Below are 22304 nucleotides of genomic sequence, written 5' to 3'. Positions count from 1 at the left end.
CCGTACCCAACTGAGGAGTGTTCTATGTCGGATTCGTTGATCGCCGTCACCGGCGCCACCGGTCACCTCGGCGGCCTTGTGATCGAGAAGCTGCTCGAGTCCCGGTCCGCGGCGAGTCTCGTCGCCTTGGTCCGTGACCAGAAGAAGGCGGAGCACCTGGCGGTGAAGGGCGTGCAGGTGCGCGTCGCCTCGTACGAAGACCCCGCCGCGCTGGAGTCGGCGCTGACCGGCGTGGAGACGTTGCTGCTGGTCTCGGGCAGCGAGGTCGGCCAGCGCGTGCCGCAGCACGTCAATGTCATCGACGCCGCTCGGACCGCGGGAGTGGGTCGCGTGGTCTACACGAGCGCACCCAAGGCGACCACGAGCGAGCTCGTGGTCGCGGCCGAGCACAAGGCCACCGAGGAATACCTGACCGCGTCAGGACTGGACTACACGATCCTCCGCAACGGCTGGTACACCGAGAACTATCTGCCGCAGGTGGCGACTGCCCGCCAGACCGGAGCCGTTGTCGCGGCGGTCGGCGACGGCCGTGTCGCCAGCGCCTCCCGCGCCGATTACGCCGACGGCGCCGCCGCCGTGCTGGTCGGCGCGGGGCACAGTGGCACGGTGTACGAGCTCTCCGGGGACCATGCGTGGGACTATGACGAACTCGCCGCCACGATCGGCCAGATCATCGGCAAACCCGTCACCTACCAGCGTGTGGACGGACCGACGCTTGTCGAGATGCTCACCGGCACCGGAATGCCCGAGGAGGTCGCGCGGTTTATGGCGGCCCTGGATGCGAACATCGCCGACGGCCTCCTCGCCGGCGCCACCGGCGAGCTCTCCGCGCTCATCGGACGCCCCACCACCAGCCTCAAGGAAGGTCTCCTCGCCGCGCTCGCCTAACCTCGTCATTTCATCGGGGTGGGGGAACCCGAGGCGGTTCACCGGCCGTGTACCGGTCGGCCCACCGCTTGACCGTGGGCCAGGAACACTGGAACCGGGCCGCTACCTCCGCGATCGGAACGTGCTGATCGATCACCAGACGGGCGACCGTGAGCCGAGCCCGTGGAGTTAGAGCAGCGTTAGCGTGGGACACGAGGGCCTCCTGTGAGCAGAGCGGATACCTAGGCAGTTCCACTTCACCGCGGGAGGCCCTCGTGCGCCATCACTCAGATCAGCGCGTCACACTCTCTCGACCAACGCGCCCGGTCAGTACATCTAGTCGTCGGGGTCCTCCGCGGCCGTCCCGTCCGGCGGTCGGCCGTCCTGGGTGGACCGGTCGAGGCTCTCCTGCGCCGCGTCGAGCTTGGTCTGGCAGTGCGCGGCGAGCTCCTCGCCGCGCTCCCAGAGCGTCATGGCCTCCTCGAGCGGGACCTGGCCCGACTCGATCCGCGCGACCAGGGCGACCAGCTCGTCGCGGGCCTGCTCGTAGCTGAGCTCGACCACGGGGGTCGCGTGGGTGAATTCGTCCCTGGACTCGCTCATCGGGCCAGGGTATCCGGCAGCTGCGACGCTCCGGCGAGCCACCGGCCCTGCCCGGCGGTACGGTCCGAGGGCCCACGACCGAGGAGCAGGAGCGTGCGATGAGCGACCAACCGCAGACGTCCGAGCCCACCCCGCCCGAGCCCACCCCGTCCGAGCCGAGGCCCTCAGAACCGGCTCTCGACGAGCCACGACCCTCCGAGCCCGGCCCGGCGGAGCCCGCCCCGTCCGAGCCAGGGCCCATGGAGCCCGAGCCTGCGCCCGAGCCCGCGCCGGAGGGGCCGCCCACGGACGCCTGAGCCGGCTGCGGGCGTAGGTTCGACCGGCTGCTCGTCGCGTCACCGGCCCACCGGCCGGACCGCGAAGTCCCCGTGCGCCACGGTGACCCGCAGCAGCTCGTCGGCGTCGACCTCGTCGCGGGCGCGGACGATGGTGCCGTCGCCGTGGCGGACGACGGCATACCCACGCTGCAGGGTGTGCTGGGGTGAGACCGCCCGCAGGTGCCGGGCGAGCTGGCTGCTGCGGTCCCGCTCGAGCTCCAGGCGGCGCTGGAGCAGCATCCGCCCGCGGCGGTGGGTCTCGGCGAGCTCGCGCCGGTGCTGGGCGACGATCGCGGCGCGGTCCGCCATCACCGGGCGGGCCATGAGCTCGCGCAGACGCTCGCGCTCGCGGGAGACGCGGGTAGCCGTCGCACGTCGGGCGCGGGTCCGCACCGTGGTCAGCCCCCGCAGCTCGTCGGCGACGTCGGGGACGACGGCGGCCGCAGCGTGGGTGGGGGTGGACGCACGCAGGTCGGCGACGAAGTCGAGCAGCGGGCTGTCGCTCTCGTGCCCGATCGCCGAGACGACGGGGGTTCGCGCGGCGGACACCGCCCGCACCAGGGTCTCGTTGGAGAAGGGCAGCAGGTCCTCGAAGGAGCCGCCGCCGCGTGCGATGACGACGACCTCCACCTCCGGCATCTCGTCCAGCTCGCGCAGGGCTGCGGTGACCGCGGACACCGTGTCGGTGCCCTGGACCGCCACCTGCCGCACCTCGACCACCGCCGCGGGCCACCGCCGGGCGACACCGGCGAGGACGTCCCGCTCGGCCGCGGTGGCGCGGCCCGTGATGAGCCCGACCCGGCGGGGGAGGAAGGGCAGCGCCCGCTTGCGCCCCGGCTCGAAGAGACCCTCGCTGCGCAGCAGCTGCTTGAGGTGCTCCAGCCGCGCCAGCAGCTCGCCGACGCCGACGTGGCGCATCTGCCGTGCCTCGAGCTGCAGCGTGCCGCGCTTGGCCCAGAAGGTGGGCTTGGCGTGGACTACGACGCGGGCACCGGTCTCCGGGGGTGCGGGCATCGCGTCCAGGGCCCCGGTGGGGATGGCGACCGACAGGGACATGTCCACATCGGTGTCGCGCAGGGTGAGGAAGGCGGTCGACATCCCCGGGCGCCGGTTGAGCTGGACGATCTGGCCCTCGACCCACAGCGGCGACATCTTGTCGACGTAGTCGCTGATCTTCATGGACAGCGTGCGCACCGGCCACGGCGAGGAGGCGGTGGTCTCCCGGGCGGTCGGGGGCAACGAGGGTGTCGGCACGACGCCAGGGTATGCCGCGCGCCCGCGCCGACCGTGGATGTCCGCCCGGGGCGCGACCTCCCCGGTCGGAGCGGGCATACCTCGGTGGAGCCGACCGTGGATCTCCTGCCGGGGCGCGACATCCCCGGTCGACCTGGGTCCTGCGGCGGGGCACACTCCTGCCTATGCCGGAGGACGCAACGGCGCGGCGGCCCGCGATGGTGCTGCTGCACGGCACCCGGATGAGCCGGGCGCAGTGGGAGCCCTACCGGGCGCTGCTGCCCGAGATCGACCTGGTGACCGTGGACCTGCCGGGTCATGGTGCGCGCGTCGCCGAGCCCTTCACCCGCGAGTCGGCGCTAGCGACCATCGGGGCGGCCGTCGCCGAGGCCGGCGGCGGAGCCGTGGGTCGGGGTCGTCCGCCGCTGCTGGCAGGTCACTCGCTCGGGGGATACCTCGCGATGATGTGGGCCGCGCGGCACCCCGACGCGCTGGGCGGTCTCGTCCTCGTCGGGGCGAGTGCCGACCCGCGGGGACCGCTGACCGGGGTCTACCGGGGGTTCGCCCGGGCGCTGCCCGTCCTCGGCGCGGACCGCACCGCTGGCGCGGCCAACGCGCTGATGCGCCTCCTCGGGGCGCGGGGCGAGCACGCCGACGCGCTCCCGGACGGCGCGGCCTACGCGGCGTTGCCGGCGGCGTGGGACCTGGTCATGCGTGAGGCCCGCCCGGAACTGCTGCGGGCGGTCAGGTGCCCGGTGACCATCGTCAACGGTCAGTTCGACCAGATGCGCATCCACGCGGGCCGCTTCGCGCGCGCGGCCGGCGGAGCCCGTGTGGTCACGGTCCCGGCCGCCACCCATCTCATGCCGTCGACCCACGCGGAGGCGGTTGCGTACACGCTGCGGGAGGCCGTCGTCGGCGTTCACGGACCGTCCAGCCTCAGCACCTAGACTTGTCCCGTGACTTCTGCAACACCCTCGACCCGACCGACCGAGACGATGGACGTGCCGGAGGCGGCTGCTGACCGGACGGGCAGGCGCGTGCTGCTGGCGGCGCCCCGCGGCTACTGCGCCGGGGTGGACCGGGCCGTCGTGACGGTGGAGAAGGCGCTGGAGCTCTACGGCCCGCCGGTCTACGTGCGCAAGGAGATCGTGCACAACAAGCACGTCGTCCGGACCCTGGAGAAGCGCGGCGCGATCTTCGTGGAGGAGACCGACGAGGTGCCCGAGGGCGCCCGCGTCATCTTCTCCGCGCACGGCGTCAGCCCGACGGTGCACGAGGAGGCCCGCCAGCTCTCGCTCAAGACGATCGACGCGACCTGCCCGCTGGTCACCAAGGTGCACCGTGAGGCGGTCCGCTTCGCGGACGACGACTACGACATCCTGCTCGTCGGGCACGAGGGGCACGAGGAGGTGGAGGGCACCGCGGGGGAGGCGCCGGACCACATCACCCTGGTCGAGAGCCCCGAGGACGTCGACCACGTGGAGGTCCGCGACCCGGAGAAGGTCGTGTGGCTCTCCCAGACCACCCTCAGCGTCGACGAGACGATGGAGACGGTGCGCCGCCTGCGCGAGAAGTTCCCGAAGCTGCAGGACCCGCCCAGCGACGACATCTGCTACGCGACCCAGAACCGGCAGGTCGCCGTCAAGCAGATGGCCTCCGACTGCGACCTCATGATCGTCGTCGGCTCGCAGAACTCGTCGAACTCCAAGCGGCTGGTCGAGGTCGCGCTGGAGTACGGCTCGCGCGACGGGCACCTGGTCGACTACGCCGACGAGATCGACGAGGCCTGGCTGGACGGCGTCGCGACCGTCGGCGTCACGAGCGGGGCCAGTGTCCCCGAGGTGCTCGTGCGCGACGTGCTCGACTGGCTCGCTGAGCGCGGCTACGAGGACGTGCAGGCGGTGACCGCCGCCGAGGAGTCGCTGCTCTTCGCCCTGCCCAACGAGATCCGGCGCGACCTCAAGGCGGCCGGCCACGACGTCAAGAAGGTCCAGCACGACCCCAGCTCGATCCCGAGCGCCCGGGAGGCTCGCTGCGCTGACGCCGCGCACTCAAGGTCACAGTTCGGTCACGGTATGCCCGACGCCCGGGACCGTCCCGGGCCTCGGCCATGCGCGCGTGCGATAGCAGACTCCGGCGGCGCCCACAAGGCGGACGGACGGACCTCGATGCTTGGCTATGGTGGCGGCAGCCGCGCCGCCCGGGGGAGGGTGGGCGGACGTCGAGGGAGCCTGCAGTCCGGCGGCTCCCGCTCGAGGAAACGGAGATGTTCTGCAGATGACTGCTTTGCGCACCAGCCTGGTCCTGGCGGCCGTGACCGCCCTGACCCTGTCCGCCTGCGGGTCGGACACGGGCTCCGGCGACGCCGGGGGCTCCGACGAGGCCGGAGGGGTCTCGGGCGACCTCATCGACGACGGCACGCTGGTCGTCGCCATGAGCGGTGAGTTCCAGCCGTTCAGCTACTTCGAGGGCAACGAGCTCACCGGCTTCGACTACGAGATCGGTGCCGCTGTGGCGCAGGAGCTGGGGCTGGAGATGCAGAGCGAGACCGCCGCCTTCGCCTCGCTCATCGGGGGCGTCCAGGCCAACCGCTACGACGTGCTCATCGCCTCCATGACGCCCACCGAGGAACGGGACGAGGCGGTCGACTTCACCGACGGCTACTACAGCTCCGGTGCCCAGGCCTTCGTCGCCGCGGGCACGGAGTGCACCGAGGTCTCCGAGCTCGACAGCCCCACCGTGGGGGTAGCGACGGGCACCACCTACCAGGAGTACCTCGAGGAGGAGGGTGGGGACTGGGTCGGCGAGGTCCGCACCTTCGACTCCGACGTCGTGGCCCTGCGTGACCTCGGCACCGGCCGGTTGGACGCCGTCATGACCGACCGCCTCGTCGGGCTCTACCAGATCGAGCAAGCCGGGCTGGACGTCGTGGAGTGCGGCGACCCGCTCTACACCGAGTCCCCGGCCTTCGCCGTCAAGGAGGGCAACTCCGGTCTGGTCGACGACCTCAACGGAGCCCTGGCGACGATCGTCGAGGACGGAACCTACGGCGAGATCAGCGAGAAGTACTTCGGCCAGGACATCTCCGGCCAGGCCGAGGGGTCCGAGACCAGCGACGAGGGCTGAGGCTCGGCGATGGTCGACTTCGTCGAGCTCTTCGCGGAGTATGCCCCGCTCTTCCTCGAGGCCACGTGGGTCACCCTGAGCCTCACGGCCGCGGCCCTCGTCATGGCCATGGTCGCCGGGGCCGGGGTGGCGGCGCTGGCCATGAGCCGTGTGCGCCCGCTGCGGTGGCTGGCCACGGCCTACATCGGGCTGGTGCGCGGCACACCCCTCATCACCCAGATCTTCATCATCTACTTCGGCCTGGCCTACGTGGTCACGCTGCCGGCGTTCTGGGCGGGTGCCTTCGCCCTCGCGTTCCACAACTCGGCCTACATCGCCGAGATCATCCGGTCGGGCTTCCTCTCCGTCCCGCGGGGGCTCACCGAGGCCGCGCGGTCGGTCGGGATGTCGAGGGCGATGACGCTGCGCCGCGTCCAGGCGCCGCTCGCCCTGCGCACGATGCTCCCGGTGCTCGGCAACCAGTACATCATCGCGGTGAAGGACTCCTCGCTGGTCGCCTTCATCGGGATGACCGAGCTCTTCCGCACCTCGCAGAACATGGCGGCGTCGACCTACCAGCCGCTGAGGGCCTACATCATCGTCGCGATCTACTACCTCGCGATCGTGCTGGTGCTCACGGTCGTCGTCAACGCGCTGGAGCACCGGTTGAGCAAGCACCGAAGGATGGCGACGGCATGAGCACGACAGACCTGGGCGATGCGCAGTCAGAGGGCACGCACGCCGTCCGGATGCGGGGGATCGTCAAGCGCTTCGGCGGCACCACCGTGCTCGACGGCATCGACCTCGACGTCGCTCGGGGTGAGGTCGTCACCCTCATCGGGCCGTCCGGGGCGGGCAAGTCGACCCTGCTGCGGTGCATCAACGGACTGGAGCGGGTCACCGAGGGCTCGATCGAGGTCGCGGGTCAGCCGTTGCAGTACGACGAGAAGCACCTGAACCGGCTGCGCGCCCGCATCGGCATGGTCTTCCAGGCCTTCAACCTCTTCCCGCACATGACGGTGCGGGAGAACGTCGCGGTCGCCCAGCGAGACGTGCTCGGCCGCTCACGGGGCGATGCCACGCAGCGGGCGCAGGAGCTGCTCGACCGGGTGGGACTGGCGCACAAGATCGACGCCTATCCCGACAGCTTGTCCGGCGGGCAGCAGCAGCGGGTGGCGATCGCCCGGGCCCTGGCCATGGACCCCGCCGTCATGCTCTTCGACGAGCCGACCTCCGCGCTGGACCCCGAGCTCGTGGGTGAGGTGCTCAGCGTCATGCGTGACCTCGCCTCGGAGGGGATGACCATGGTCGTGGTCACGCACGAGATGCGCTTCGCCCGCCAGGCCGCGGACCGGGTCGTCCTGCTGGCCGACGGCGGCATCGCGGAGCAGGGCCCGCCGACCCAGGTGCTGCAGCAGCCGACGAGCGAGCGCGGGCGCGCCTTCCTGCAGGAGCTCGAGGAGTCCTGAGCCGCGGCCGGGGTCGGCCCGGTCGCCGGATCAGCCCACCTCCCGGCGCCGCGTGCCCCGTGCCGCGGCCGCGGCCGCGTCCTGCTCCTCCGACCTGCTCGGCGTGCCCTGCTCCAGCTCCACGGCCAGCCAGTCCTCGGCGACGGGTCGGGGGGCGGACTCGAGGACCGGCAACGGCTCCGGGCCCGCCTCGGCGAGCCCGAGCTCGCTCATCCGTCGTGAGGTGACCATGACCCGGGACTCCAGGGTGCCGACGAGCTGGTTGTAGGTCTCGACCGAGCGCCGGAGCGCGGACCCCATGGCCCGGGTGTGCCGCCCCACCGTGCCGAGCCGCTGGTGCAGCTCGCTGCCCAGGGCGAGCAGCTCTCGGGCGTTGCCGGTCAGGGCGTCCTGCTGCCAGGCCAGGGCGGTCGCCCGCAGCACCGCCAAGAGCGTCGCCGGAGAGGCCAGCACGACCTTGCGGGACTGCGCGTGGTCGTAGAGGTCCGGGGCGGCCCGCAGGGCGGCGGCGAGCACCGCGTCGCTGGGCACGAAGCACACGACCAGCTCCGGTGAGGTGGCGAAGGCTGACCAGTAGTCCTTCGCGGCCAGCCCGTCGACGTGCGTGCGCAGCGCCGCCGCGTGCTCGCCCAGCAGCGCGTCGACCTCGTCGCCGGACCGCTCCGGGGCCTGTGCGCGCAGGAAGGCGGACAACGGGGCCTTGCTGTCCACCACGATGACCTTGTCGTCGGGCAGCCGGACCACGGCGTCGGGCCGGACCCGGGCATCGTGCCGGCTGATCGCGCTCACCTGCTCGTCGAAGTCGCAGCGCGCGAGCATGCCGGCATGCTCCATCACCCGGCGCAGCTGCACCTCGCCCCAGGTGCCCCGGGTCCCGGAGGCGGACAAGGCACCCGAGAGGGCGGCGGTCTGCTCCCGCAGTGCCCTCGTCTGGGTGGCGACCTGGTCCAGGTGCTCGCCGACCTGGCCGAAGTGCTCCACCCGGTCGCGCTCCAGCGTCCGCACCTGCTGCTCGACCCGGTCGAGGGCCGCCCGCAGCGGTGCGAGCTCGGCCGCGGTGCGGGAGTCCTGGTCCTCGCGGGAGGACACGCCGTCCAGCTCCAGCCGCAGCTCGGCGGCCTCCGCGTGCGCCTGGTCCCGAGAGGCGCGGGCCAGCGCCACCTCGGTCTGCGCCCTCGCCGAGCGCGCTGCCGCGCCGCTGCGGGCCAGCAGCCAGCCCAGCACCAGTCCGACGGCCAGGGCCAACAGCAGCGGCAGCACCGCGCCGGTCGTGAGTTCCTCGCTCATGGGCGTCACCCTCGCACCGGGCACCGACATACCCTGGGATGCCGTCGGTCACGACGGGTGTCCGGTCGTGCCAGAGGCCGACATGAGGGGTGTCCGGTCGGGTATGGGGGGGTGGACAGAAGGGGTGTCCGGTCGGGCGGTGGAGGGGAAGGGGGTGTGCGGAGGTGGTGCGCGGTCACGATCCGGTCACGACCGGGGACACGAGTCGCGGCGACGTTGACACCCTGCACGGCCTGACCTACCTTCGGATGCGAAACATGAATCACCTTTCATGTTCGACCGCACGAAGGAGTGTCCCCGTGACCGCACGGCCCGTCCGCCTGCTCACCGTCCTCACCGCCACCACGGCGCTGACCCTCTCGGCCTGCGCGCCGTCAAGCACGGACGGGGGTGGCGACGACAGCGGGGCGAGCGGCGAGGGCTCCGAGGGCGGCGGCACCGCCCAGGTCGGCATCATCTACTCCGAGACCGGCCCCTTGGCGGCCTACGGCGAGCAGTACCGCCAGGGACTGGAGGCCGGCATCGACTACGCCACCGAGGGCACCGGCGAGATCGACGGCACCACGATCGAGGTGGAGTACCGCGACGACGCCGGCAACCCCGACACCGCCGTCGCCGCGGCGAGGGACCTCATCGGTCAGGACTACCAGATCCTCGGCGGCACGGTCGTCTCCGGCATCGCGACCGCCATGGCCGAGCAGGCCGCGCAGAACGAGATCCTCTACATCTCCGGTCCGGCCGCGACCGATGCGATCACCGGCGTCAACGAGTTCACCTTCCGCTCCGGCCGGCAGTCCTTCCAGGACGTCGCGACCGCCGGCGCAATGCTCGAGGACAGCTCCGGCAAGGTGGTCGTCCTGGCCCAGGACAACGCCTTCGGCCAGGGCAACCTCGCCGCCGTCGAGGCAGTGCTGGGCGCCGAGGGAGCCGAGGTCGCCAGCGTGCTGGTGCCCGAGGACGCCACCGAGTTCACCGGCTTCGCCCGCCAGGTGGTCGACGAGGAGCCCGACCTGATCTTCGTCGCCTGGGCGGGTGCCACCGCCGGCAACATGTGGCAGTCCCTCACCCAGCAGGACGTCTTCGACGCCGCCCCGGTCGTCACCGGGCTCGCCGACTCGGCGACCTTCGCCGCCTACGGCGACGCCGGCGAGCAGATCTCCTTCCTCTCGCACTACTTCCCCGAGGCGACCGACAACGAGGTCAACCAGGCCCTCGTGGACTCGGTCACCGAGGCCGGAGGGACGCCGGACCTGTTCACCGTCGACGGCTTCGTGGCCGGCCAGATGATCGTGCAGGCCGTCGCCGAGGGCGGGGACGACGTCACCGCCATGATCGACGCGCTCGAGGGCTGGGAGTTCGAGGGCCCGAAGGGCACGACGACCGTCCGTGAGGGCGACCACGCCCTCGTGCAGGACATGTTCACCGCCAGCCTGGTGCAGGACGGCGACGCCTGGGTCCCCGAGGTCATCGACACGGTCGCCGCCGACGAGGTCGCGCCGCCGGAGCTCGGGCGAGTGACCGAGCAGGACAGCCCGGTCCAGGGCCGGGCCGCGGGGGCGGAGAGCTCCGCCCCCGCGCCCGCCCTGGAGGTCCGGGATCTCTCGCTGCGCATCGGCGGGGCCCAGATCCTGGAGGACATCAGCCTCACCGTGCCGCGGGGCCAGATTGTCGGCGTCATCGGCCCGAACGGTGCTGGCAAGACCACGCTGTTCAACCTCGTCTCTGGGGTGCACGCGCCCACCTCGGGCCAGGTGCTGCTCGGCGGACGGGACCTCACCCGCTCCAGCATCACGCAGCGGGCCAACGCCGGGCTCGGACGCACCTTCCAGACGTCCTCGCTCTTCCCCGGGCTCACCGTGCATGAGAACGCCCGGCTGGCCGCCCAGGTCACCGAGGGCCGCGCCATCTCGCTCTTCTCCTTCCCGCGGCGCGGCGACGCCGCGTCGCGCCGCGCGAGCGAGCTGCTGGAGGAGGTCGGGCTGGCCCACCGCGCGGAGCACCGCGCCGGGGACCTGCCGCACGGCGACAAGCGCAAGCTCGAGATCGCCATGCTGCTCGCGACCGACCCCCAGGTCGTCCTCCTGGACGAGCCGATGGCGGGCGTGGCCTCCGGCGACGTCCCCGGTCTCACCGAGGTCATCCGTGGCCTGCACCGTGACCACGGGTGCACCGTGCTCATGGTGGAGCACCACATGGAGGTCCTGCTCGGCCTCGTCGAACGGGTGGCCGTGCTCCACTTCGGCCACCTGCTCGCGATGGACACCCCAGAGGCGGTCATGGCCGACCCGACGGTCCAGAGCGCTTACCTGGGGGAGACGGTATGACGCCCGCCCAGCCCACCGGCGACCTCACCGACGCACCGGCCCGGAGCGAGGACGTCGACCCGGTCCTGCACGTGCGCGGGCTGTCCGCCCACGTCGCCGGCCAGCAGGTCGTGGAGCACGTCGACCTCGACGTCGCCCCGGTCGGGGTCACCGCCCTCCTCGGGCGCAACGGCGTGGGGAAGACCTCGACGATCAAGGCCGTCCTCGGCCTCATCGGCCGGGCGGGCGAGGTCGAGCTCGCCGGCACCGACCTCGTGCCCCTGCCCACCCACCAGATCGTGCGGCTCGGGATCGGCTACGTGCCCGAGGACCGTGAGGTCTTCGCGGGCCTGACCGTGACCGACAACCTGCGGCTGGCCGAGCGCCGCGGCGGCGAGCACCGCTACGACCTGGTCTACGACCTCTTCCCGGAGCTGAAGCAGCGTGGTGCGCAGGCCGCGGGCACGCTCTCCGGCGGTCAGCAGCAGATGGTCTCGCTCGCGCGGGCCCTGCTCAACGACAACCAGGTGCTGCTCGTGGACGAGCCGACCAAGGGCCTCGCGCCCCGGCTGGTGCAGGAGGTGAGCCAGGTGCTCGCGCGCGCCGCGGAGGTCGCGCCGATCCTGCTCGTCGAGCAGAACCTGCAGGTCGTCCGCGAGCTGGCCCGGCACGCCGTGGTCCTCACCGACGGTCGCAGCGTCCACCACGGCCCGGCGCAGGAGTTCCTCGCCGACGACGCCCTCACCCAGCGGCTGCTGGGGGTCCACGGTGAGGGCGGGTCCGACCCCGCCGAGGAGCATGCCCAGGACCGGGACGAAGCCGGCGCCAGGCATACCCGAGGGGAGCGCAGCCAGTGAGCACCGTCGTCCTGCTGCTGTTCACCGGTGTCGGGCTGGGGGCGATCTATTTCCTGGTCGCCTCGGGCCTGTCCCTCATCTACGGCCTCATGCACGTCCTCAACTTCGCGCACGGCGTCTTCCTGTCGCTGGGTGCCTTCCTCGGGCTCGAGGTGGCCACCCGGCTGGGCGCCACGACCTGGACCGGCTTCGCGGTCTCGCTGCTCGTCGGTGCCCTCGCGGGCGCCATCTTCGCGGCGCTGACCGAACGGGTGCTGGTGCAACGGCTCTACGAGCGGCACATCGAGCAGGTGCTCGTCACCGTCGGTCTCGGCCTGGCCGCCGTCGCGCTCTTCGACGGCATCTGGGGCACCGACCCCCGGTTCATCTCCGGCCCGGCCTGGCTGGACCGGACCACCCACATCCTCGGCGCCAACGTGCCCAACGACCGCTTCGTCGCCATCGGGGTCGCTGCCCTGGTGCTAATGGGCATGGTGCTCTTCCTGCAGCGCACCCGCTACGGCATGATCATCCGCGCCGGGGTGGAGAACCGGGCCATGGTCACCGCGCTGGGCATCGACGTGCGGACCGCCTTCACCCTGGTCTTCACCATCGGCGGGATCGCGGCCGGGCTGGGTGGCGTCCTGGCGAGCCACTACTTCGGCTACGTCTCGCCGCTGCTCGGTCAGACGCTGCTCATCTTCGCCTTCATCGTCACGGTCATCGGAGGGCTCGGCTCGCTCACCGGGGCGGCGATCGCCTCCGTGCTCGTGGCGCTGCTGCAGCAGTTCGCCAACTACTACCTCTGGGGCACCGGCGACCTCGCCGTCGTCGTGCTCCTCGCCGTGGTCCTGCTGACCCGGCCCTCCGGCCTGATGGGGAGGCGCGCATGACGACCCCGACGACGCAGCCGTCCCGCCGCTCGTGGCTCGGCAGGCTCGTGCCGCTGGCGCTGGTCGTGCTGCTGGCCTGCCTGCCGCTGCTGAACCTGAGCCTGCCGGGGGTGCTGCCCGGGCCGACGTACACCCCCGGCTCGCTACACCTCATGGCGCTGGCCATGGTGATGGCCGCGCTCGCGCTGTCCTACCACCTGCTCCTCGGGGTCGCCGGCCTGCTGTCCTTCGGGCACGCGCTCTACTTCGGCTTCGGTGCTACGTGCTCGGCATCGTCATGACCGAGCTGGGCCTGGGGCTGGTGCCCTCGGTGCTCGTCGTGCTGCTCGCCGGGGTGGTCTTCTCCATCCTGCTCGGGGCGATCAGCCTGCGCGTCACCGGCATCCCCTTCGCCATGGTGACGCTCGCCTTCGCGCAGGCCGGCTCGGTGCTGGTCCGCCGGGACCCGGGCCGGGTCACCGGCGGTGAGGAGGGGCTGCGGCTGCCGACCGAGCACGTCCCCGACGCCTCGTGGGAGTGGCGGACACGCGCAACCTCTACTGGCTCGCGCTCGCGGCCTGGTGCTCGCCTTCCTGCTGACCAGCTGGGTCCAGCGCAGCCGTGCCGGGCACGTCGCCGAGGCGGTGCGGGAGAACGAGCTGCGGGTCCGGGTGCTCGGGATGCGTCCCTTCCTCGTCAAGCTGGCCATCTTCGTCGCGGCCTCGGTGATCGCCATCGGCATGGGCATGGTCCACCTGCTGCTCAACTCCGGCGCGGTGCCGCACGTCGTCAGCGCCGAGTTCACCATCTCGCTGCTGCTCATGGTCGTCATCGGCGGCGTGGGCTCGCGGTGGGGCGCCGTGGCCGGCGCCGTGCTCTACGTCCTGCTCAACCAGCGGCTCACCGTGCTGGCGCAGGCCGAGTGGGTGCACGACCTGCCCGCGATCCTGCGGATCCCGCTGTCGGAGCCGATGTTCATCCTCGGCACGCTCTTCGTGCTGGTCGTCATGTTCCTGCCCGGCGGCATCGCGGGCACCGTGACCCGGCTGCGGGGCCGCCGCCCGTCGCGTGGCGGCGCGGAGCCGGGTGCTGACAGGGTGGAGCAGATGGACGACGACGCGCGCGAGCCGCAGCACGAGGGTGCGGGGGCGGCCCGCCCATGAGCACCGGGACCGGTGGCCCACAGACCGACGGCCTGCACACGCTCGGTCGCTGGCCGGCCGACCGTGCCCGCATCGCCCCGGACCACCCGGCAGTGGTCGACCGCGGGGTCGCGCTGCGCTACGGCGAGCTGGAGGCCCGGGTCGACCGGTCGGCCCAGGCGCTCCTCGGTGCCGGCGTCGGCAGGGGTATGCGCGTGGCCACCCTGGTCGGCAACAGCGCCGACCAGGTGGTCCTCTTCTTCGCCTGCGCCCGGGTCGGCGCGGCCCTGTGCCCGCTCTCGTGGCGGCTCACGCCGCCGGAGCTGGTCCGCCAGGTGCAGCTGCTGGACCCGGCCCTGCTCGTCACCGAGGAGGAGACCGGCGCCCTGGCCCGGGAGGTGGCCGCGCGCCTCACCTGCCGGTGCCCACGGCATACCTCACGGAGGTCGAGCGGCCGGGAGCCCTGGCCGCGGCGACCGGCCGTCCCGCCGTCGGGCCGGAGCCGGTCGACGACGAGGACGCGCTGCTTGTCGTCTTCACCTCCGGCAGCGTCAGCGCCCCGAAGGCTGCGGTGCTCTCGCACCGCACCTGCTGGTGGACCAACCTGTCGCTGTCGCGCACGCTCGAGCTCACCGAGCGCGACGTCGTGCTCTCGGTGCTGCCGCAGTTCCACGCCGGCGGGTGGAACATCCAGCCGCTGCTCGCGTGGTGGACGGGGGCCACCGTGGTGCTGGAGCGCACCTTCGACCCGGCCCGGGTGCTGAGCCTGGTGGGCGAGCGCCGGGTGAGCACGATGATGGGCGTGCCGACGCAGTACCTCCTGCTCGCCGAGCACCCCGGTTTCGCGACGGCCGACCTGACGAGCCTGCGCAGCGCCGTGGTCGGCGGGGCGCCGATGCCGCCGCCGCTGCTGCGGACCTTCCACGCCCGCGGGGTGGCGCTGACCCAGGGCTACGGGCTCACCGAGGCCGGGCCCAACGTGCTCTGCCTGCCCCCGCACGAGGCCGCCGACCGGGCGGGCTGGGCCGGCGTGCCCTATCCGCACGTCGAGGTGGCGCTGGCCGACCCGGCCACCGGGGAGCGCGTCGAGGGAGCGGGGACCGGCGAGCTGTTGGCCCGCGGCCCGGGGCTGTTCACCGGCTACCTGCACGATGAGGAGGCCACGGCGCAGGTGCTGCACGACGGCTGGCTCTGGACCGGCGACGTCGCGGACCGTGACGAGGACGGCTACCTGCGGATCGTGGACCGGCTGCGCAACATCTACATCAGCGGTGGCGAGAACGTCGCGCCCGCCGAGGTCGAGGCGGTGCTGCGGCGGCACCCGGCTGTCGCGCAGGCCGCGGTGGCCGGCGTGCCGCACGAGCGGTGGGGCGAGGTCGGGGTCGCGCTCGTGGTGCTCCGGCCCGGGGTGGCCACCGACGAGCACGACATCCTGGAGCACTGCCGGGGGATGCTCGCCGGCTTCAAGGTGCCCGAGCGGGTCCTGGCCGTCCCCGGCATACCCCAGGTCGGGATCGGCAAGACCGACCAGCCCGCCGTGCGCGCCCTGGCGCTGCAGCTGTTCGATCGGCAGGGGCAGCGATGAGCGTGGAGGACCCGGTCGCCCGGCCCGCGCCGCGCACCGCCCGCGGTGCGCGCACCCGGGCGCGGCTGCTGCAGGCGGCGGAGGACGTCTTCGCCACCGTCGGCTACCCGGACGCCTCGATCGTGCGGATCACCGAGCTCGCCGGGGTCGCGCTCGGCACCTTCTACGTGCACTTCACCGGCAAGAAGGAGATCTTCGACGAGGTCGTGCTCGACCTGTCGCGCCGGGTGCGACAGGCGATGAGCGAGGCCTCCTCGGCGGCGCCGGACCGGCTCACCGCCGAGCGCGACGGCTTCCGCGCGTTCTTCGCTTTCACCGCCGAGCACCCCGCGCTCTACCGCATCATCCGGCAGGCCGAGTTCGTCTCGCCCGAGGTCATGCGCACGCACTACGACGACATCTGCTCGGGGTATGCCGCGGGCCTGGAGGACGCGATCGGACGCGGTCAGATCCGCGACGTCGACCCCGTCGTCGCCGCCTGGGCGCTCATGGGCGCCGGCGAGCTCATCGGGATGCGTTGGGTGCTCTGGGAGCAGGGCGGGCAGATCCCCGAGCCGGTCTTCGAGCAGCTCATGCTGCTCATCGAGGGTGCGCTGGCACCCACCACGACGGACGAAGGAGAGGGCACATGACACGCAGGGCGATCGTCACCGGAGGGGCCAGCGGCATCGGCGCCGCCGTCGCGCGCCGGCTCGCCGCCGACGGGATGAGCGTGGTCGTCGCCGACCGCGACGCCGACGCCGCGCAGGCGCTGGCCGGCGACCTCGGGGGCGAGGCGTGGACCGTCGACCTCTCGGACACCGCGGCGCTGGAGGACGCCACCGTCGACTGCGACGTCCTGGTCAACAACGCGGGGGTGCAGCGGGTGGCGCCGGTGCACGAGTTCGTGCCGGACGACTTCCGGCTGATCCACCGGCTCATGCTCGAGGCGCCGTTCCTGCTGGCGCGCGCCGCGCTGCCCCGCATGTATGCCCGGGGTTGGGGCCGGATCGTCAACGTCTCCTCGGCGCACGGGCTGCGGGCCTCGGCCTTCAAGTCGGCCTACGTCTCGGCCAAGCACGGGCTGGAGGGCTTCTCCAAGGTCGTCGCGCTCGAGGGCGCCGAGCACGGCGTGACGAGCAACTGCGTCAACCCCGGCTACGTCCGCACCCCGCTGGTGGAGAAGCAGATCGCCGACCAGGCCAGGACCCACGGGATCGGGGAGGACGAGGTGGTCGAGAAGATCATGCTCACCCGCGCCGCGGTGAAGCGGCTCATCGAGCCGGACGAGGTGGCCGCCCTGGTGTCCTTCCTCGCCTCCGACGACGCCGGCATGGTGACCGGCACGTCCTACGCGATGGACGGCGGGTGGACCGCCCAGTGAGCCCCACGGTACCGCCCCTGCCGTCCTCGGTCGAGACCGTCCTGGGGGAGCGCTACCGCAGCGTCGAGGTCCCGGTCGACGGCGGCGACCTGCACGTCGGGGTCTGGGACCCCGAGGCGGGCGAGGGTGCCGCGAGCGCCCCGACCCTCGTGCTCGTCCACGGCATCACCGCCTCGCACGTCTCCTTCGCCGCGCTGGCGCAGGCGTTGCCCGGCGTCCGGCTGGTCGCTCCCGACCTGCGCGGCCGGGGCCGCTCCCGCGACCTGCCGGAGCCTACGGCATGCCGCGGCACGCCGACGACGTCGCCGCCGCGCTGGCCCACCTCGGGGTGCGCGAGGCGGTTGCGGTCGGTCACTCCATGGGCGCCTTCGTCTCCCTCGTGCTCGCCGACCGGCACCCCGACCTCGTCCGCTCCCTCCTCCTCGTCGACGGGGGTATGCCCCTGCTCCCGCCAACGGGCGTCGCGCCGGAGGACATGGCGGCCGCGGTGCTCGGCCCGGCCGCGGACCGGCTGCGGATGACCTTCCCCAGCCGTCAGGCATACCACGCCTTCTGGCGCGAGCACCCAGCCCTGGGCCCGGGGTGGGACGAGTTCACCACCGCCTACGTCGACTACGACCTCGTGGGGGAGGAGCCCGCGCTCACGCCCGCCACTCGCCCGGAGGCGCTCGCCGAGGACATCCGCGAGCTCGTCGACGGCGCCTCGGTGGAGCAGGCGCTCGACGGCCTGGCTCACGCCGCGACCTGGGTGGTCGCCCCCAGGGGCTTGCTGGACGAGGTGCCCCCGCTCTACCCTGACGCCGCCCGGGAGCACTGGACCTCCCGGCTGCCCCGGCTGCGCATGGTCCCGGTCGAGGGGGTCAACCACTACACGGTCGTGCTCGGCGGGCGCGGCGTGCGGCAGCTGCTGCCGCTCCTGGGGGAGGAGCTCGCGGGATCGGACTGATCGGGATCCTGCTGTCCCTGGCCTTGCTCATCGTCCTGGCCTACCGCGGCCTCAACGTCATCGTCCTGGCCCCGATCATGGCGAGCATCGCGGTGATCTTCGCAGGCGCGCCGATCCTGGCGACCTATACCCAGGTCTCCTGCCGGCCATGGGCAACTTCGTCGTGAGCTTCTTCCCGCTGTTCATGCTCGGCGCCTTCACCGGCACCATGACGGCGCTGCCGGGCACCTCGGCGATCCAGAACGCCATCCCCAACCCCTACCTCGGCACCGACGGCTTCGCCGCTCCGGGCTGGGCGCGATCGCCGGGCTCATCATGTTCGCCGGCGGCGTGGGCTGGCTGACCTGGCGCAGCAAGAGGGCCGCAGCCGCCGGGGAGGGGTATGACGACGGTCCGCTCATGACGACCGGCGCCGACTCCGCGGCGCTGACCATCGACCTCGGCGACGACCAGGGTCCGGCGCCTCGACCGGGGAGCGGTCGCGAGGACGGGGGCCGCACCGAGACCGACGCCGGGGACGTGCTGACCGAGGTCCGCGAGCGCAACCTGCCGCCGCTGCCGAGGCGCCCTGATCCTGATCGCGGGACCCGTGTGCTACGCGTGCTACGGTCTTGGCATGGGCGCGACAGTGAGCCACCGCGACCTCCGCAACCACAGCGGGGAGGTGCTGCACGCCGTCGCTGCCGGCGAGACATACACGGTGACCAGCCGAGGCAAGCCAGTTGCGCAGCTGGTGCCGATGACGCAGGCCACCCCCGACCTGCCGCTCTCTCGCCCGGCGGTGGCTCGGGGTGGCTTCTCGGGGCTGCGACGGCACTCCATCAGCACCCCGACCGCCGCCACGCTCGATGACCTGCGGGGAGAGCGTTGACGCGCTACTACCTGGACACCTCGGCCGCGGTGAAGCTCATGGTGGAGGAGCCGGAGAGTGCCTCCATGGCGTCCTGGGCGGACGGCGATGACGTCACCCTGGTGTCGACGCACCTGCTCGAGACCGAGCTGCGCCGATTCGCGAACCGGCACGATCTCCCGCAGGCGGACGTGTCAGCCATCCTGGGGCGGGTCGATCTCTACGACCTCCCACCGAGTCTCTTCCGCGAGGCCGGACTGATGCCGGGCGTTGACCTGCGGTCGCTGGACGCACTCCATCTGGCAGCCTCCATCCGGCTCGACGTGGACGCGGTGGTCACGTACGACCGCCACCTGGCGGGCGCTGTGGAGACGATGGGCCTGCGGGTCCACGCGCCACGAGCCTGAGCGTCGTCGGGCTCGTGCGCCGAACCCCTGGCGGTATGCCCCTCAGCGCACCTGGCGTGCGCTGAACTGCATCCGCGGCTCGGCGAAGGCGTCCTGCGCCTGGACCAGCCGCAGCTCGCGCTCGCCGGAGTCGAGGGTGGCCTGCAGCAGGTCGAAGACGCTGGAGGCGGTGCGCTCCAGGGCGGTCGCGGCCGAGCCGGTCTCGCGGTAGTGCGCGGTGAACAGGGCGCTGGTGACGTCGCCGGAGCCGTTGGCCTTGATCGGCAGCCGCGGGGTGGCGACGATCCAGGCCCCGGCGTCGTCGACCACGAGCATCTCGATGGTCTCGCCGCCGTCCGGCTGAGCCTGCCGGTCCGGCCGCAGCACGCTGGTGACGAGCACGGTGCGCGGGCCGAGGTCGCGGGCGGCGTCGGCGGAGGCCAGCGTCGACTCCAGGGTGTCCGGCTCGGTGTGCGTCATGTAGCCCAGCTCGAACTGGTTGGGCGTGATGATGTCGGCGTGCGGCAGGACCTTCTCCCGGATGAGCGGCGGGATGGACTCGGCGACGAAACAGCCGGAGGTGGCGTTGCCCATGACCGGGTCGCAGGTGTAGGTCGCCTCGGCGTTGGCGGCCTTGACCCGTCCGACCGCGTCGACGACGACGTCGACGATCTCCTCGCCGCCGAGGTAGCCCGACAGCACGCCGTCGACCGTGGGCAGGACGCCGCGGTCCTCGATGCCGGAGACGACCGCGCGGACGTCGTCGGCGGGGATGAGCGGGCCACCCCACTCGCCGTAGCCGGTGTGGTTGGAGAAGTTGACCGTCAGCACCGGCCAGACCTCGTGCCCGATGCGCTGCAGCGGGAAGACGGCGGCCGAGTTGCCGACGTGCCCGTAGGCGACGTGGCTCTGGATCGAGAGGAAGCGCATACCTCGATCTTCGCATCCCCGGCGACCACTAGACTGCTGACCCCGTGGCACTCACCATCGGAATCGTCGGCCTGCCCAACGTGGGCAAGTCCACGCTCTTCAACGCGCTGACCAAGAACACCGTGCTCGCGGCGAACTACCCGTTCGCGACGATCGAGCCCAACATCGGCGTGGTGCCGCTCAAGGACGGGCGGCTGGACCGGCTCGCGGAGATCCACTCCAGCGCCAAGGTGCTGCCCGCGACGGTCAGCTTCGTTGACATCGCGGGCATCGTCCGCGGAGCCAGCGAGGGGGAGGGCCTGGGCAACAAGTTCCTCGCCAACATCCGCGAGGCGGACGCGATCTGCCAGGTCGTGCGCGCCTTCCGCGACGACGACGTCGTGCACGTCGACGGCAAGGTCAGCCCGCGGGACGACATCGAGACGATCAACACCGAGCTCATCCTCGCCGACCTGCAGACGCTGGAGAACGCGATCCCGCGGCTGGAGAAGGAGGTCAAGGGCAAGCGGACCGACAAGGAGGTCCTCGACACCGCGCTCGCCGCGCAGCGGGTGCTGGAGGCGGGCGACACGCTGTATGCCCGTGGCGAGGCCGCGGGGGTCGATGTCGCCATCGCGCGGCAGCTCGGTCTGCTGACCACCAAGCCGTTCCTCTACGTCTTCAACCTCGACGAGGACGGGCTCACCGACGACGCGCTCCACGCCGAGCTGGCCGAGCTGGTCGCGCCGGCCGAGGCGATCTACCTCAACGCCAAGCTCGAGGCCGACCTGGCCGAATTGGACGACGAAGAGGCCGTCGAGCTGCTGGAGTCGGTGGGCGTCGAGGAGCCGGGGCTGGACCAGCTGGCCCGGGTCGGTTTCGACACCCTCGGCCTGCAGACCTACCTCACCGCCGGCCCGAAGGAGTCGCGGGCGTGGACGATCCGCAAGGGCTCGACCGCGCCGCAGGCCGCCGGCGTCATCCACACCGACTTCGAGCGCGGCTTCATCAAGGCCGAGATCGTCAGCTTCGAGGCGCTCGACGAGCTGGGCTCGATGGCGAAGGCCAAGGAGGCCGGCAAGGTGCGCATGGAGGGAAAGGACTACGTCATGGCCGACGGGGACGTCGTGGAGTTCCGTCACGGGGGAACATCAGGGACGGGTAAGAAATGAGTGGCTCAACCTGAGGCCGCCAGACGCCAGGCTGCGGCGGATGGTCTCGGCGCCCTACCTAGCTCCTGCGCGCGTTGCTCAGCCCGGTTTCGGAGCAGGTGGGCGGTGTTGACGAACCAGAATAAGATGCGAGCGTCGGCGGTGATTCGGCCGCGCTGGACACCTGGCGCACTAGGGCGCCATTCCGCCTCGCTCATGGTGAGAGTTGCCCACTGCCTGCCGTGCGCATAGCCGCTAGCGGCTGACCAGGCGGCGACGGCGGGCAACTCTGTGGCGGGGATGTGCTCAGCGGTCAGCATCTCAGTGGAGGTGAGCAGGCGGCGGGGAAGGTCGATGCCGAGGCGATCGGCTATCTCCACGGCTCGGGCGGTGGCCTCCTCGCGGTCCTGCCGTTGCTCGTCGTCGGTGCGGCCCATGTGCTTACCCAGTGTGGCGAAGTCGATGCCGTCCTTCTGATGCCAGCGGAGGAGGTTGGTGCGTCGCGTCGTGGCGTCCTCGGGGCCGACCGTCCAGAGGGCAGCTGCGGCAGTCTCGATGGCGGCGCGGGCGATGGTGAAGCTGGCAAAGGCGGGCAGCACAGGGTCGGCCCCTGACAGCAGGTGCGCCAGCGTGAGCAGGTGGTCGTTGCCGATGATGAGACTTTGGGTCACGGTGTGACTCACCGCGTAAGGGTGGACGGCCGCGTCATCGACGGCGAGAGGCGAGCGTGGCCGGGGATCAAGCCACCCATCACTGCCCTGCCGCTCGTGCCGCTCGCGCTCGGCCTCGAAGATGCGCCTCAACACCTCGTAGGCCTTCTCTTCGGGGATGTGGTCGCCCCACTCGATGGCCACCTACATGCCTCCTCGGATGGTGCCTGACGTGACGCTACAGATGACCGACTCGGTGACGCGCCCAGCCGCACCTGCTAGTGGGTTGAGTCAGCGTTTGTGTCCGGTTTCGGGCTGAGGATCAAGCAACATCTGTACGGTCTTCGTGACACCTGTAGGAGGGTGCGCGATGAGCACGAACGAGTCCTCGGTGCCGAGGAAGCGCCGGCCGAAGAAGGTCCTGTCG

General features: G+C 72.0%; 23 protein-coding genes and 5 pseudogenes. 22 read left to right on the top strand and 6 right to left on the bottom strand.

Features of this window, described 5'->3' with window-relative positions:
• Positions 1–24: 24 nt before the first annotated feature.
• A complete protein-coding gene (locus BJF86_RS06575; RefSeq protein ID WP_075817564.1) occupies positions 25–888 on the top strand; it encodes an SDR family oxidoreductase in 864 nt (287 codons plus the stop codon).
• 34 nt (positions 889–922) lie between these two features.
• On the opposite strand, the pseudogene BJF86_RS06570 reads toward BJF86_RS06575, so the two are convergent.
• From BJF86_RS06570 to xseA, 3 genes and pseudogenes are all read right to left on the bottom strand, one after another.
• Positions 923–1081: pseudogene (locus BJF86_RS06570) on the bottom strand (helix-turn-helix domain-containing protein); the annotation flags it as partial.
• Between the two features lie 122 nt (positions 1082–1203).
• On the bottom strand, positions 1204–1470 hold the full coding sequence (locus BJF86_RS06565; RefSeq protein WP_075817562.1) for an exodeoxyribonuclease VII small subunit: 267 nt from the start codon (positions 1468–1470) through the stop codon (positions 1204–1206).
• Positions 1471–1805: 335 nt separating this feature from the next.
• Complete coding sequence (gene xseA / locus BJF86_RS06560; RefSeq protein ID WP_187345597.1) at positions 1806–3119, bottom strand: exodeoxyribonuclease VII large subunit; 1314 nt, start codon at positions 3117–3119, stop codon at positions 1806–1808.
• A gap of 86 nt (positions 3120–3205) precedes the next feature.
• On the opposite strand from xseA, the gene BJF86_RS06555 reads away from it, so the two are divergent.
• The 5 genes and pseudogenes from BJF86_RS06555 (at position 3206) to BJF86_RS06535 (ending at position 7597) form a co-directional block, all read left to right on the top strand.
• The gene (locus BJF86_RS06555; protein WP_075817560.1) at positions 3206–3970 is read left to right on the top strand and encodes an alpha/beta fold hydrolase; all 765 of its coding nucleotides are present in this window, start codon (positions 3206–3208) and stop codon (positions 3968–3970) included.
• Between the two features lie 48 nt (positions 3971–4018).
• Positions 4019–5023 (top strand): annotated as a pseudogene (locus BJF86_RS06550) (4-hydroxy-3-methylbut-2-enyl diphosphate reductase); the annotation flags it as partial.
• Positions 5024–5456: 433 nt separating this feature from the next.
• On the top strand, positions 5457–6149 hold the full coding sequence (locus BJF86_RS06545) for a transporter substrate-binding domain-containing protein (protein ID WP_158068381.1): 693 nt from the start codon (positions 5457–5459) through the stop codon (positions 6147–6149).
• 9 nt (positions 6150–6158) lie between these two features.
• Positions 6159–6827, top strand: coding sequence for an amino acid ABC transporter permease (locus BJF86_RS06540; RefSeq protein WP_075817556.1), 669 nt, complete (start codon positions 6159–6161; stop codon positions 6825–6827).
• Positions 6824–7597: an amino acid ABC transporter ATP-binding protein gene (locus BJF86_RS06535; protein WP_075817554.1), complete on the top strand. Its 774-nt coding sequence runs from the start codon at positions 6824–6826 to the stop codon at positions 7595–7597. Before BJF86_RS06540 ends, BJF86_RS06535 begins: the two co-directional genes overlap by 4 nt.
• Positions 7598–7627: 30 nt before the next feature.
• On the opposite strand, the gene BJF86_RS06530 is transcribed toward BJF86_RS06535, so the two are convergent.
• Positions 7628–8884, bottom strand: a complete 1257-nt coding sequence (locus BJF86_RS06530; protein ID WP_075817552.1) for a DNA recombination protein RmuC — start codon at positions 8882–8884, stop codon at positions 7628–7630.
• 299 nt (positions 8885–9183) lie between these two features.
• Here BJF86_RS06530 and BJF86_RS06525 point away from each other — a divergent pair.
• The 15 genes and pseudogenes from BJF86_RS06525 to BJF86_RS06470 form a co-directional block, all read left to right on the top strand.
• Positions 9184–10386, top strand: a pseudogene (locus BJF86_RS06525) (substrate-binding domain-containing protein); the annotation flags it as partial.
• Positions 10387–10467: 81 nt separating this feature from the next.
• Positions 10468–11208: an ABC transporter ATP-binding protein gene (locus BJF86_RS17420; RefSeq protein WP_143553712.1), complete on the top strand. Its 741-nt coding sequence runs from the start codon at positions 10468–10470 to the stop codon at positions 11206–11208.
• Positions 11205–12044 (top strand): ABC transporter ATP-binding protein, encoded by an 840-nt coding sequence (locus BJF86_RS06515; RefSeq protein ID WP_075817550.1) that lies wholly within the window; start codon positions 11205–11207, stop codon positions 12042–12044. Before BJF86_RS17420 ends, BJF86_RS06515 begins: the two co-directional genes overlap by 4 nt.
• Positions 12041–12916 carry a branched-chain amino acid ABC transporter permease gene (locus tag BJF86_RS06510; RefSeq protein ID WP_075817548.1) on the top strand — a complete coding sequence of 292 codons (876 nt, stop codon included), beginning with the start codon at positions 12041–12043 and terminating at the stop codon, positions 12914–12916. Before BJF86_RS06515 ends, BJF86_RS06510 begins: the two co-directional genes overlap by 4 nt.
• Positions 12913–13197, top strand: a complete 285-nt coding sequence (locus tag BJF86_RS19525; RefSeq protein ID WP_321166158.1) for a hypothetical protein — start codon at positions 12913–12915, stop codon at positions 13195–13197. Before BJF86_RS06510 ends, BJF86_RS19525 begins: the two co-directional genes overlap by 4 nt.
• A 279-nt stretch (positions 13198–13476) precedes the next feature.
• Positions 13477–14058 carry a branched-chain amino acid ABC transporter permease gene (locus BJF86_RS19520; RefSeq protein ID WP_321166157.1) on the top strand — a complete coding sequence of 194 codons (582 nt, stop codon included), beginning with the start codon at positions 13477–13479 and terminating at the stop codon, positions 14056–14058.
• Positions 14055–14375: pseudogene (locus BJF86_RS19330) on the top strand (AMP-binding protein); the annotation flags it as partial. The gene BJF86_RS19520 and the pseudogene BJF86_RS19330, both read left to right, overlap by 4 nt.
• A gap of 83 nt (positions 14376–14458) precedes the next feature.
• Complete coding sequence (locus tag BJF86_RS19325; protein ID WP_269087262.1) at positions 14459–15622, top strand: class I adenylate-forming enzyme family protein; 1164 nt, start codon at positions 14459–14461, stop codon at positions 15620–15622.
• On the top strand, positions 15619–16254 hold the full coding sequence (locus tag BJF86_RS06495) for a TetR/AcrR family transcriptional regulator (protein WP_075817546.1): 636 nt from the start codon (positions 15619–15621) through the stop codon (positions 16252–16254). Before BJF86_RS19325 ends, BJF86_RS06495 begins: the two co-directional genes overlap by 4 nt.
• The gene (locus tag BJF86_RS06490; RefSeq protein WP_075817544.1) at positions 16251–16985 is read left to right on the top strand and encodes a 3-hydroxybutyrate dehydrogenase; all 735 of its coding nucleotides are present in this window, start codon (positions 16251–16253) and stop codon (positions 16983–16985) included. Before BJF86_RS06495 ends, BJF86_RS06490 begins: the two co-directional genes overlap by 4 nt.
• Positions 16970–17931 (top strand): annotated as a pseudogene (locus BJF86_RS06485) (alpha/beta fold hydrolase). Before BJF86_RS06490 ends, BJF86_RS06485 begins: the two are co-directional and overlap by 16 nt.
• A gap of 23 nt (positions 17932–17954) precedes the next feature.
• On the top strand, positions 17955–18098 hold the full coding sequence (locus tag BJF86_RS18150) for a hypothetical protein (RefSeq protein WP_187345596.1): 144 nt from the start codon (positions 17955–17957) through the stop codon (positions 18096–18098).
• A complete protein-coding gene (locus BJF86_RS18145) occupies positions 18080–18274 on the top strand; it encodes a hypothetical protein (protein WP_075817543.1) in 195 nt (64 codons plus the stop codon). Before BJF86_RS18150 ends, BJF86_RS18145 begins: the two co-directional genes overlap by 19 nt.
• Before the next feature lie 273 nt (positions 18275–18547).
• Positions 18548–18802: a type II toxin-antitoxin system Phd/YefM family antitoxin gene (locus BJF86_RS06475; protein ID WP_075817541.1), complete on the top strand. Its 255-nt coding sequence runs from the start codon at positions 18548–18550 to the stop codon at positions 18800–18802.
• Complete coding sequence (locus BJF86_RS06470) at positions 18799–19188, top strand: type II toxin-antitoxin system VapC family toxin (RefSeq protein ID WP_022926221.1); 390 nt, start codon at positions 18799–18801, stop codon at positions 19186–19188. Before BJF86_RS06475 ends, BJF86_RS06470 begins: the two co-directional genes overlap by 4 nt.
• Before the next feature lie 42 nt (positions 19189–19230).
• On the opposite strand, the gene pdxY is transcribed toward BJF86_RS06470, so the two are convergent.
• Positions 19231–20097 (bottom strand): pyridoxal kinase PdxY, encoded by an 867-nt coding sequence (pdxY, locus tag BJF86_RS06465; RefSeq protein ID WP_075817539.1) that lies wholly within the window; start codon positions 20095–20097, stop codon positions 19231–19233.
• 44 nt (positions 20098–20141) lie between these two features.
• Here pdxY and ychF point away from each other — a divergent pair, with 44 nt between their 5' ends.
• Positions 20142–21248, top strand: a complete 1107-nt coding sequence (gene ychF / locus BJF86_RS06460) for a redox-regulated ATPase YchF (RefSeq protein WP_075817537.1) — start codon at positions 20142–20144, stop codon at positions 21246–21248.
• A gap of 5 nt (positions 21249–21253) precedes the next feature.
• Here ychF and BJF86_RS06455 read toward each other — a convergent pair whose 3' ends face one another.
• The gene (locus BJF86_RS06455; RefSeq protein WP_075817535.1) at positions 21254–22081 is read right to left on the bottom strand and encodes a hypothetical protein; all 828 of its coding nucleotides are present in this window, start codon (positions 22079–22081) and stop codon (positions 21254–21256) included.
• Positions 22082–22304: the final 223 nt, after the last annotated feature.

The organism is Serinicoccus sp. CNJ-927, from assembly GCF_001942435.1.
Lineage (GTDB): Bacteria > Actinomycetota > Actinomycetes > Actinomycetales > Dermatophilaceae > Ornithinicoccus > Ornithinicoccus marinus.
This window is presented reverse-complemented; position numbering and strand designations above follow the sequence as displayed.

What these genes read in the sequence shown, in the direction of transcription:
- BJF86_RS18145 (WP_075817543.1), top strand. Translation starts at nt 18,080, where the DNA reads ATGGGCAACTTCGTCGTGAGCTTCTTCCCGCTGTTCATGCTCGGCGCC.
- BJF86_RS06490 (WP_075817544.1), top strand. Translation starts at nt 16,251, where the DNA reads ATGACACGCAGGGCGATCGTCACCGGAGGGGCCAGCGGCATCGGCGCC.
- BJF86_RS06575 (WP_075817564.1), top strand. Translation starts at nt 25, where the DNA reads ATGTCGGATTCGTTGATCGCCGTCACCGGCGCCACCGGTCACCTCGGC.
- BJF86_RS06535 (WP_075817554.1), top strand. Translation starts at nt 6,824, where the DNA reads ATGAGCACGACAGACCTGGGCGATGCGCAGTCAGAGGGCACGCACGCC.
- BJF86_RS06545 (WP_158068381.1), top strand. Translation starts at nt 5,457, where the DNA reads ATGAGCGGTGAGTTCCAGCCGTTCAGCTACTTCGAGGGCAACGAGCTC.
- BJF86_RS06540 (WP_075817556.1), top strand. Translation starts at nt 6,159, where the DNA reads ATGGTCGACTTCGTCGAGCTCTTCGCGGAGTATGCCCCGCTCTTCCTC.
- BJF86_RS06495 (WP_075817546.1), top strand. Translation starts at nt 15,619, where the DNA reads ATGAGCGTGGAGGACCCGGTCGCCCGGCCCGCGCCGCGCACCGCCCGC.
- BJF86_RS06475 (WP_075817541.1), top strand. Translation starts at nt 18,548, where the DNA reads ATGGGCGCGACAGTGAGCCACCGCGACCTCCGCAACCACAGCGGGGAG.
- BJF86_RS06565 (WP_075817562.1), bottom strand. Translation starts at nt 1,470, where the DNA reads ATGAGCGAGTCCAGGGACGAATTCACCCACGCGACCCCCGTGGTCGAG.
- pdxY (WP_075817539.1), bottom strand. Translation starts at nt 20,097, where the DNA reads ATGCGCTTCCTCTCGATCCAGAGCCACGTCGCCTACGGGCACGTCGGC.
- xseA (WP_187345597.1), bottom strand. Translation starts at nt 3,119, where the DNA reads ATGCCCGCTCCGACCGGGGAGGTCGCGCCCCGGGCGGACATCCACGGT.
- BJF86_RS06515 (WP_075817550.1), top strand. Translation starts at nt 11,205, where the DNA reads ATGACGCCCGCCCAGCCCACCGGCGACCTCACCGACGCACCGGCCCGG.
- BJF86_RS06555 (WP_075817560.1), top strand. Translation starts at nt 3,206, where the DNA reads ATGCCGGAGGACGCAACGGCGCGGCGGCCCGCGATGGTGCTGCTGCAC.
- BJF86_RS19525 (WP_321166158.1), top strand. Translation starts at nt 12,913, where the DNA reads ATGACGACCCCGACGACGCAGCCGTCCCGCCGCTCGTGGCTCGGCAGG.
- BJF86_RS06530 (WP_075817552.1), bottom strand. Translation starts at nt 8,884, where the DNA reads ATGAGCGAGGAACTCACGACCGGCGCGGTGCTGCCGCTGCTGTTGGCC.